At 59.9% G+C, this 10,976-nt stretch carries 1 protein-coding gene; it reads left to right on the plus strand.

The features are described from left to right. Positions 1-9: 9 nt before the first annotated feature. Positions 10-10,959, plus strand: coding sequence for a non-ribosomal peptide synthetase (locus tag AC0LWT_RS03695; RefSeq protein ID WP_474679871.1), 10,950 nt, complete (start codon positions 10-12; stop codon positions 10,957-10,959). Positions 10,960-10,976: the final 17 nt, after the last annotated feature.

A 10,976-nucleotide genomic window follows, 5' to 3' on the forward strand; every position in this document is an offset into this window, starting at 1 on the left:
GGTGGACTTATGGATAAACAAACAATACAAAAGGTGTACCCGTTAACGCCGATGCAGGAAGGCATGCTGTACCACGCCATGCTGGATCCGGAGTCTTCATCTTATTTCACCCAATTGGAGCTGTGCATTTCCGGGCCGTTCGACCGGGCGATTTTGCAAAAAAGCATGGATCAGCTTGTCCGCAGTTACGATATTTTGCGCACGGTGTTCGTGTATCAGCAGCTGCAGCGGCCGCGTCAAGTTGTCCTCGCAGAGCGCAAGGCGGAGGTTTATTTTGAAAATATCGCAGGCCTCCGGCCCGAAGAGCGCCAGCAGGCCATCGCCCGCCATAAACGGGAGCTTCAGGCCCAGGGCTTTGATTTGGCCAAAGACCAGTTGTTCCGCGTCTCCCTGTTCCAGCTTGACTCGGAGCGGTTCCATCTGATTTGGAGCAACCATCATATTTTGCTGGACGGCTGGAGCATGGGCGTGCTGATGAAGAAGCTGTTCGGGTATTATGAGGCCTTCCGCCTGAACCGGCCGCTCCCGAGCGGGCAAGACAAGCCGTATGCCGACTACGTCAAATGGCTGGACAAACTGGACAAGGATGAAGCGTTCGCGTACTGGGACAAGCGCCTGGCGGATTTTGAAAAGCCGACCTCCGTACCGCACTGGAAAACGGCCGCGGACCGCGAGGAAGTGTACCGGAACGAAATGTACACGTTCGTCTGGGATAAACAGCTCGTTGATTCGCTTAAAGAGATCGCCAACCGTTATCATGTGACGCCGCCCAATTTGTTTCAGGCGTTGTGGGGGGCACTGCTCGGCAAGTATAACTACACGGATGACGTCGTATTTGGCACCGTCGTGTCCGGGCGTCCCTCGGCCATTCACGGCATCGAAAACATGGCCGGCCTGTTTATCAATACGATCCCGGTGCGGGTAACAGCCGAGCCTGAGGCCGGCTTTGCCGATCTGGCCCGATCCGTACAGCAGCATGCGCTCGAAGCCGAGAAGTACGATTATGTGCCGCTGTACGACATCCAGAAACGTTCGGTGCTCAAAAATCATCTCGTGGGCCATCTTGTGGCCTTCGAGAACTATCCGCTGGACCGCGAGCTGCAAAATGGCGGCATGGAGCAGAGACTCGGTTTCTCGATCCAGGTGGCCGACGCTTTTGAACAGACAAATTACGATTTTAATCTGATCGTTTACCCCGGCGAGGAATGGTCGCTCAAAATGATGTACAACGCCGCCCTCTACGACGAGGAGTGGATCGGCAAAATAGCCGGCCATTTGACCCGCATCGCCGAAGAGCTCGCCCGCAATCCGGAGCTGGAGGTGGGCAAGGTCAGCCTGCTGACGGAGCGGGAAAAAGCCGAGGTGCTGAACGCGTTCAACGATACGAAGCGGGATTACCCGCGCGAGCGGACGATTCCCGAGCTGTTCGAGGAACAGGTCCGGCTTGCGCCGGAGCATGTCGCCGTCGTGTTTGGCGGACGGCGGATGACCTACCGCCAGTTGAACGCTGCGGCGGGGCGGCTGGCGCGAACGCTGCGGGAGCGGGGCTTGAAGCCGAACGAGGCGGCAGGCATCATGGCGGAGCGGTCGATCGAGGCGGTCGTCGGCATTTTGGCGATATTAAAAGCAGGCGGCGCGTATTTGCCGATCGATCCGGATTATCCGCAGGACCGCGTCCGCTACCTGATTGAGGACAGCGGCATGAAACTGGTGCTGGTGCAGCGCGGCCGGCCGGAAGAATCGCTGGGGCAAGGCACGGGTTCTGCGGCGGATGTTGAGATTTTGCCGATCGATCTGGATGCCGTTGCCGGCGAAACCGGGGCTCGGGGTGAGGCGGAAGCGGATGCGGAAGTGGTCAACCTCCCGCCGGTGAATAAGCCCGAGGATCTGGCTTATGTCATGTATACCTCCGGCTCCACGGGCCAGCCCAAAGGCGTAATGGTGGAGCACAGAAACGTCGTGCGCCTGGTCAAAAATGCCGGGTACATCCCTTTCGGCGAGCAGGACCGCATGGCGCAAACGGGTGCGATCAGCTTTGACGCCAGTACCTTCGAGCTGTTCGGAGCGCTGCTGCACGGCGCCTCGCTGCATCCCGTGTCCAAGGAAACCTTGCTGGACGCGGACGGTTTTGCGGGCTTCCTGAGCGAGCGGCAAATCACCACGCTGTGGCTAACGTCCCCGCTGTTCAATCAGCTGGCCGGGCAAAACGCGGCGATGTTCGCCGGCCTGCGGCATTTGATCATCGGCGGCGACGCGCTCGTTCCCGGATTCGTCAATCAAGTCCGGGAGGCTTGCCCGGTGCTTTCCCTCTGGAACGGTTACGGCCCTACGGAAAACACGACGTTTTCCACCGTCCTTCTGATCGGGGAGGCTTATGCGGAGCGGATTCCAATCGGCAGACCGATCGGCAATTCCACGGCTTACATCGTGGACGCGAACGGGCAGCTGCTGCCGGCCGGCGTACCGGGGGAATTATGCGTGGGCGGGGACGGCGTGGCCCGCGGCTATTTGAACCGCCTGGAGCTGACGGAGGAGAAGTTCGCCGCGAGTCCTTTTGTTCCCGGCGAGAAGCTGTACCGCACGGGGGACTTGGCCCGCTGGCTGCCGGACGGAAACATCGAGTTTATGGGCCGGATCGACAATCAGGTCAAGGTGCGGGGCTTCCGCATTGAACTAGGAGAAATCGAGTCGCGGCTGCTGCAGGTCGAAGGCGTAAGCGAAGCGGCGGCGGTTGTGCGGCAGGATCAGGCCGGCGAGAACGTCTTATGCGCCTACGTCACCGCAGAGCGGGAATTCGCCGCCGGAGAGCTGCGCTCGGCATTGACGAAGCTGCTGCCGGATTACATGCTCCCGTCCTCCATTACGCAGTTGGAACAAATGCCGCTCACGGCCAACGGCAAAGTGAACCGGCGGGAGCTGCCGGAGCCGGGGGATCTCGGCCAGGAAGCGGCCGCTGCCTATGCGGAGCCCGAAAGCGAAACGGAACGGCAGCTTGCCGCGATTTGGCAGGAGGTGCTGGGCGTTTCGCGCATTGGCGCAAACGACGATTTCTTTGCACTGGGCGGACATTCGCTGAAGGCGATGATGCTGACCGCGAAAATCAAACAGCAGCTCGGGTGGGACATCCCGATCAAGGCGCTGTTCGACCGGCCGACGATTCGCGGCTTGGCCCGGTATTTCACGGAGCCGGATACGGTCAATCAAGCGGAAGCAGGTACAGGCGGGAAAGCGGGGCATACATCTACGGCGGGAGCGCTTGATCCGCTTGTCCGCGCCCTCGCAGGAGCGCATTATCCGGTTTCCTCGGCCCAGCGGCGGATGTACATCTTGAACCAGCTGGGGGATGGCGGAACCGGCTATAACATTCCCGCCGTCCTGCTGCTCGAGGGGGAACTGGATCAGCCCCGTCTGGAAGCCGCTTTTCAGGCGATGATGAACCGCCATGAGATACTGCGGACTTCGTTTGAGATGGCGGACGGCGAGCTCGTGCAAAACATCCATGAGCATGTCCCGTTCCGCCTGACATGCACGGCGGCAGCCGAAGAAGAGGGCGAAACGCGGATTCGCGAATTTATCCGGCCGTTTGATTTGGGCGAGACGCCGCTCGTCCGCGCGGAGCTGCTGCAGCTCGGAGAGCAGCGCCATCTGCTGCTGATCGATATGCACCATATCATTTCGGACGGCAGTTCGACGGGCATCCTGATCCGTGATTTGGCGCAGCTTTACGCGGGTGAGGACCTGCCTGAGCCGAATCTGCACTATAAAGATTTTGCCGTTTGGCAGCATGCGCCGGCTCAGCGTGAGTATATGAAGCGCCTGGAGCGATATTGGTTGGATACGTTCGCCGGAGACCTTCCGGTGCTCGATCTGCCAACCGACTTTGCCCGGCCTGCCGTGCAGAGCAATGCCGGCGAACGATTTGTTTTCGGCGTTGACGGGGAGCTGGAGCGGCGGATTAACCGGTTGACGGCCAAGACGGATACGACCTTGTACATGTTTTTGCTGGCGGCGTATAACGTTTTGCTGTCCAAGTATGCTGCCCAGGAAGATATCGTGGTCGGCTCCCCGGCCGCCGGCCGCACGATGGCCGAAATTCAGGACGTACCGGGCATGTTCGTCAATACGCTGCCTCTGCGGAACGCGCCGGAAGGCGGCAAGACGTTCGAACAGTTTTTGTTCGAAGTGAAGGAAACTTGCTTGCAGGCGTTCGAGCATCAAAATTACCCGCTGGAAGAATTAATCGAAAGACTGCCTCTTGAGCGGGATATGAGCCGCAACCCTCTGTTTAGCGTGTCGTTGAATATGCTGAACATGGATGTGCCCGCCCTGAAGCTGGGAGAGCTGCAAATTTCCTCGTATTCGGTGATGCACCGGACGGCGAAATTCGATCTGACGCTGGAAGCTGTTCAGAAGCCGAACGGTGAAGGCGGAATCGGACTTAGCTTTGATTACGCCGCCGCGTTGTTCCGGCCGGAGACGATCCGGCGCTGGAGCGGACATTTGCTGCAAATTATCAAATCCGTCGTCGATCGGCCGGCGATCCGTCTGGAGGAGATCGAGCTGATGACGGCCGCCGAACGCGAGCATTTGCTGGCAGGGCTCCGCGATAATCGGACGGACTATCCCGCGAAGCAAACGTTCTATGGCTTGTTTGAACAGCGTGCGTTTGAGACGGAAAATTCCGTGGCCGTAGTTGATGAGGCTCTCAGCCTGACCTACCGCGAGCTGAATGAAAAAGCCAATCGGGCAGCATGGGCGCTCCGGCAGCGCGGGGTGAAGGCCGGGCACATCGTCGGGCTGCTAGTGGATCGTTCCACTGACATGATCGTATCGATTCTGGCGGTGATGAAGGCGGGCGGCGCTTTCCTGCCGCTCGATCCGGAATTTCCGGAACAGCGAATCCGCTACTGCCTGGCCGATAGCGGAGCGCGCCTGATTATCAGCGAGCGGAAGTATGCCGGCTTCTTGTCCGGCGGGGTGGAAGCGGACATGCTGGACATCCGGGACGGAAGCTGGTTAAGCGATCAGACCGGTACGCCGGATGCGGCAAGCGGTCCGGACGATTTGGCTTATGTCATTTATACGTCCGGAACGACGGGAAATCCGAAGGGCGTCAAGCTGAAGCACCGGGGACTGGTCAATTACGTCTCCTGGTTCATGAAGCAGGCGGAGCTGTCCCCCGCGGACAAAACGGCGCTGTTGTCTTCGTTTGCCTTCGATTTGGGCTATACGAGTCTGTTCCCGATCCTGCTGGCCGGCGGCGAGCTGCATATCGCTGCCAAGGAAACGTACACCGATCCGGAGCGGCTAACGGCTTATCTGGACCGGCAGGGCATGACTTATATAAAGCTGACGCCGTCTTTATTTCATATGATCGTGCATTCCTCAAGCTTTGAAGCTTCGCGGCAGCTGCAATCGCTGCGGCTGATCGTGATGGGCGGGGAGAAAATCAATCCTGCCGATCTCAAGCTGTACCATCGGAAATACCCGGGGGCGGCGCTGATGAATCACTACGGTCCGACGGAATCGACGATCGGCATCATTGCGCAGCGCATCGACATGCAGCGGCTGGCGGAATTTGCGGCGCGTCCGACCGTCGGCCGGCCGATTCATAACGCCGAAGCTTATATTTTGAACGGCGGCCGCAAGCTAGTCCCCGCAGGCGCGGCCGGAGAGCTGTACCTGGCCGGTCCCGGACTGGCGGAAGGCTACTTGAACCGTCCCGATTTAACGAGCGGGAAGTTTGTGGAAAATCCGTTTTCACCGGGAACCTTGATGTACCGAAGCGGAGACCTCGCCCGCTTGCTGCCGGACGGGCAAATCGAGTTTTTGGGCCGAATGGATGACCAGGTGAAAATCCGCGGCTATCGCGTCGAGCTTGGCGAAATCGAAGCGGCGCTGCTGCAGCATGAGCAGGTCGGCGCGGCGTACGCGACCACAATTGCGGAAGGCTCGCTGCCGCCGGAGCTATGCGTTTATTTTGCGGCAGGCATACCGCTCGCCGCCTCAGAGCTGCGGGAATGGTTGTCCGGGCAGCTGCCAACGTATATGGTGCCGACCTATTTCGTGCAAATGGACTCCATCCCGCTGACGGCCAACGGCAAAATCAACCGCAAAGCGCTTCCGGAGCCAACGTTTGCAAGACCGGACGGGAGCGGCTGCGTTCCGCCGCAGACCGAAACCGAAGCCGAGCTTTGCCGGATTTGGCAGGAGACGCTTGGCGCGGAATCCGTCGGCGTACAGGATAACTTTTTCGATTTGGGCGGCCATTCCCTGAAAGCGATGCAACTGATCAGCCGCATCCACGCGAAGTGGAAAAAAGACATTCCGCTCAAGGTGATTTTTGACCGGCCGACGGTACGCCAGTTGGCGCACTATATGGAGGCGGCGGAGCGGGAAGGGCAGCTGCGGTTCACGGAAAGCGGAATCGTTCCGGCGGCCAAACAAGATTATTATCCGGTTTCCTCCGCGCAAAGACGGATGTACGTCCTGCATCAATTCAATCCGGGCGTCAGCTACAACATGCCATCCGTGCTGCTGCTCGAAGGCGAACTGGATGTGCTGCGGCTGGAGCAGGCGCTGAATTTGCTGGTGCAGCGGCATGAGACGCTGCGTACCTCGTTTGCGGAAGTCGACGGGGATCCGGTTCAAATCGTTCATGAACAAGCCCCGGTAGAGTTAATCCGAATGGAAGTGGATGAGGAGGAGGCGCAGCTGAACATCGGCGCGTTTATCCAGCCGTTCGATTTAAGCGCCGCCCCGCTGCTGCGCACCGGGCTGCTCCGGATTTCCGGCCGGCGCCATCTGCTGCTGATCGACATGCACCATATTATTGCGGACGGCATCTCCCGGGAGATTTTCGTCAAGGAAATCGCCCTGCTGTATCGCGGGGAGGCGCTTCCGGCGCTGCGGCTCAGCTACAAGGATTACACGATGTGGCAAAACGAGCCCGCTCAGCGGAAGCACATTTCCGGACAGGAGCGGTATTGGCTGGAGCAGTTTGCGGAGGACGTTCCCGCGCTGAATTTGCCGACGGATTACCCGCGCCCGGCGGTGCAAAGCTTTGACGGCGATGCGGTGCGCTTTGCCGCAAGCCGGGAGACGGCGCAGCAGGTGCGCAGGTTCATCATGGAAACCGGAACAACATTCCATATGGTGATGCTGGCCGCATTCAACGTGTTTCTCAGCAAGCTGACGGGCCAGGAAGATATCGTGGTCGGGTCCGTGGCGGCCGGACGAACAAGCCCGGAGGTCAGAGATATGCCCGGCATGTTCGTCAACACGCTGGCGCTGCGCAGCCGCCCGGCAGCGTGGAAAACGTTCCGCCAGCTTGTGCTGGAAGTGAAGGAAACCGCTCTGGAGGGCTTGGAGCATCAGGATTACCCGTTTGAGGAATTGGTCGGCAAGCTGGATTTGCCGCGGGATTTGAGCCGCAATCCGCTGTTTAACGTCATGCTGACGGTGGAAAATCCGGACAAGGAAACGTTCCGGCTGGATCGGCTGAGTATCAGCCCCTATGAGGTTTCGAGCGGCGTCGCCAAGTTTGATCTGACGTTCGGCGCGTTTGAACGGGGCGAGGACATCGGGCTTCAACTGGAGTATGCCAGCGATTTGTTTAAAAAGAGCACGATCCTGCGTTGGAGCGGGTATTTGCAGGAGCTGCTGAAGGCCGTTACAGCCTGCCCCGATCTGGCTTTGTCGACGGTCGATATGGTGCCGGCGTCCGAAAAGCTGCGGAGGCTCGATTGGAACGAGACGGAGCTGGACGTGCCGGAGGATGCGACGATCCACCGGCTGTTCGAGGAGCAGGCGCTGCGGACGCCGGACCGTCCGGCGGTAACTTATCGCGGGCGGTCGTGGACGTACCGGGAGCTGAATGCGCGGGCGAACCGGCTGGCCCGCCTGCTGATCGCCAAAGGCATCGGCGCGGAAAGCAGGGTTGGCATCATGGTCAAGCCGTCGTTGGAGATGGCCGCGGGCGTGCTCGGCATCCTCAAATCCGGAGCGGCGTACGTGCCGATCGATCCGGATTATCCCGAGCAGCGCATCGCTTATGTGCTCGCCGATAGCGGCGCGCCGGTGCTGCTGACGCAAAGCGGCTTGCCCGTGCCGGCGGAATACGGCGGCGAGGTGCTACGGCTGGACGGCGACGGAGCGGCGTCCGTGCTGGCCGGAGAAGTCGGTCTGTCCGACGAACTCAATCCGCTCACGGTGGCAGGAGCGCATCATCTGGCCTATATGATCTATACGTCGGGAACGACCGGCCAGCCGAAAGGCGTTATGGTCGAGCACTATTCTTTGGTGAATTTGTGTTACTGGCATAACAAGGCTTTCGAAGTCACCGCCGAGGACCGCAGCGCCAAATACGCCGGGTTCGGGTTTGACGCTTCCGTGTGGGAGCTGTTCCCGTACTGGATGGCCGGGGCGAACATCCATGTGATCGACGAAGCGATCCGGATGGACATCGTGCGGCTGAACGAGTACTTCGAGCAGCACGGGATCACGATTGCGTTCCTGCCGACGCAGTTGTGCGAGCAGTACATGGAGCTCGACAACCGCTCGCTGCGCGTGCTGCTGACCGGAGGGGACAAGCTGAAGCGGACGGTGGAGCGCCGCTACAAGCTGGTCAACAACTACGGTCCGACGGAAAGCACGGTGGTGGCGACAAGTACGGTGAACGGCCCCGCGGAGGAGATTTTGACGATCGGGCGGCCGATCGCGAACACGCGCATCTACATCCTGGGCGCGGAGGGTGAGCTGCAGCCGGTCGGCGTGCCCGGGGAGCTGTGCATCGCGGGACGTGGACTGGCCCGGGGCTATAACAACCGGCCGGAGGAGACGCGGGAGAAGTTCGTGGAGGACCCGTTCGCACCAGGTGAGCGGATGTACCGCACGGGCGATTTGGCGCGGTGGCTGGAAGACGGCAGCATCGAATATTTGGGCCGCAAGGACCTGCAGGTGAAAGTGCGGGGCTTCCGGATCGAGCTGTCGGAAATCGAGGCGCAGCTCGTCGTGCATCCGGCGGTACAGGCGGCGGTCGTGGCCGGCATCCGGGATGCGAGCGGCAATACCGCCTTGTGCGCCTACGTGGTGCCGGAATGGCTGCTGGAAGGCGAGCTGCAGGACGATTTCACGCAGACTCTGCAGGCCGCTCTGGCGCAAAAGCTGCCGGAATACATGGTGCCGCAGCACTGGGTGCAGATGAGTGAGCTGCCGCTGACGCCCAACGGCAAGGTGGACCGGCGGGCGCTGCCGCAGCCGGAAATGACAGCGGTGGCGGCGGATCACAAGGAGCCGGCAAGCGAACTGGAAACGCTGCTGGCGGAGATTTGGCAGGACGTGCTGGGCCTGATGATCGTCGGCACGCGGGACAATTTCTTCGCGCTGGGCGGCGATTCGATCAAGGCGATCCAGATGGGCAGCCGCCTGCACAAGCAGGGATGGAAGCTGGAGATGAAGGACCTGTTCCAGCACCCAACGATCGAGCAGGTGATTCCTTACCTGCAGCGGGCCGAAACGAAACCGGCAGATCAGGGACCGGTACAGGGTGAAGTGCTGCTGACCCCGATTCAGCAGTGGTTTTTCGAACGGAACTTTACCGATCGCCATCACTGGAACCAGTCGATTATGCTGCATGCGCCGTCCGGCTTTGACCCCGGACTGCTCCGGGAAACGCTGAATCGCATACTCGAGCACCACGACGCGCTTCGCATCGTTTTTACGCAGCAGGACGAACGGATCGTGCAGTACAACCAGGGCTTATCCAAGGTCGAGGACGATTGCCATCTGGAGATTATTGATCTGCGCGGCGCAACCGGTTTGGAAGGGCGCATTTCCGCCCATGCCAACGAGGTGCAGGGCAGGTTCGAGCTGAACCGGGGACCGCTGCTGCAAGCGGCGATGTTCCAAACGGATCAAGGCGACCATCTGCTGCTGGCCATCCACCATTTGGTCGTCGACGGCGTATCCTGGCGCATTTTGCTGGAGGATATAGTTTCCGGTTACCGGCAGGCGGTGAGAGGAGAGCGCATTGCATTCCAGGAAAAAACGAACTCCTTCAAGGACTGGGCGGCGGGACTTGCGGACTATGCGAATTCCGAAGCCTTCCTGAAGCAGCGGTATTACTGGCGGGAGCTGGAAACGGCGCACATCATTCCGCTTCCGAAGGATAACCTGGCCGCTTCCCGCAAAGTGAAGGACGCGGGGGCCCTGTCGTTTGAGCTTTCGCCGGAAGAGACGCGCCTCTTGCTGACGAAGGTTCACGAGCCGTACGGTACGGAAATGAACGATATTTTATTATGCGCGCTCAGCCTGGCGATCCGGGATTGGACGGGGGAACCGACCATGGCGATCAACCTGGAGGGGCACGGCCGGGAAGAGATCATTCCGGGAATCAACATTTCCCGCACGGTAGGCTGGTTTACCGCACAGTATCCGCTCGTGCTGGATATCGACCGTTCCGCTCCGCTGCCGGACTTGATCAAAAGCATGAAGGAAACCTTGCGCTCCGTTCCGCATAAAGGGGTTGGCTACGGGATTTTGCGCTATTTGACGGACGAGGCGCATAAAGCGGGGCTGCGGTTTGAGCTGGCGCCGGAAATCAGCTTCAATTACTTGGGCCAATTCGATCAAGAGGTACAGACGGAGCTGTTTGGCCCTTCGCCTTATGACATGGGTCATCAGACCAGCCGGGAATCGGAAAGCCTCTACGCGTTGAACTTCAGCGGTCTGGTTCGGGGCGGCCGCCTGATCGTCACGTGCTCCTTCAACAAGCAGCAATATTTGCGCAGTACGATCGGAGACCGGATGGATGCCTTCAAGCGGCATCTGCTTGAGCTGATCGAGCATTGCACCGCCAAGGAGGACCGCGAGTTTACGCCAAGCGATTTCAGCGCGGGGGATTTGCAGATGGAGGAAGTCGGGGACATTTTCGACGTACTGGCGGAAAATTTAAACTAACTTGCAGTGGGGGCGAA

The sequence above is a fragment of the Paenibacillus sp. sgz302164 genome (assembly GCF_056120505.1).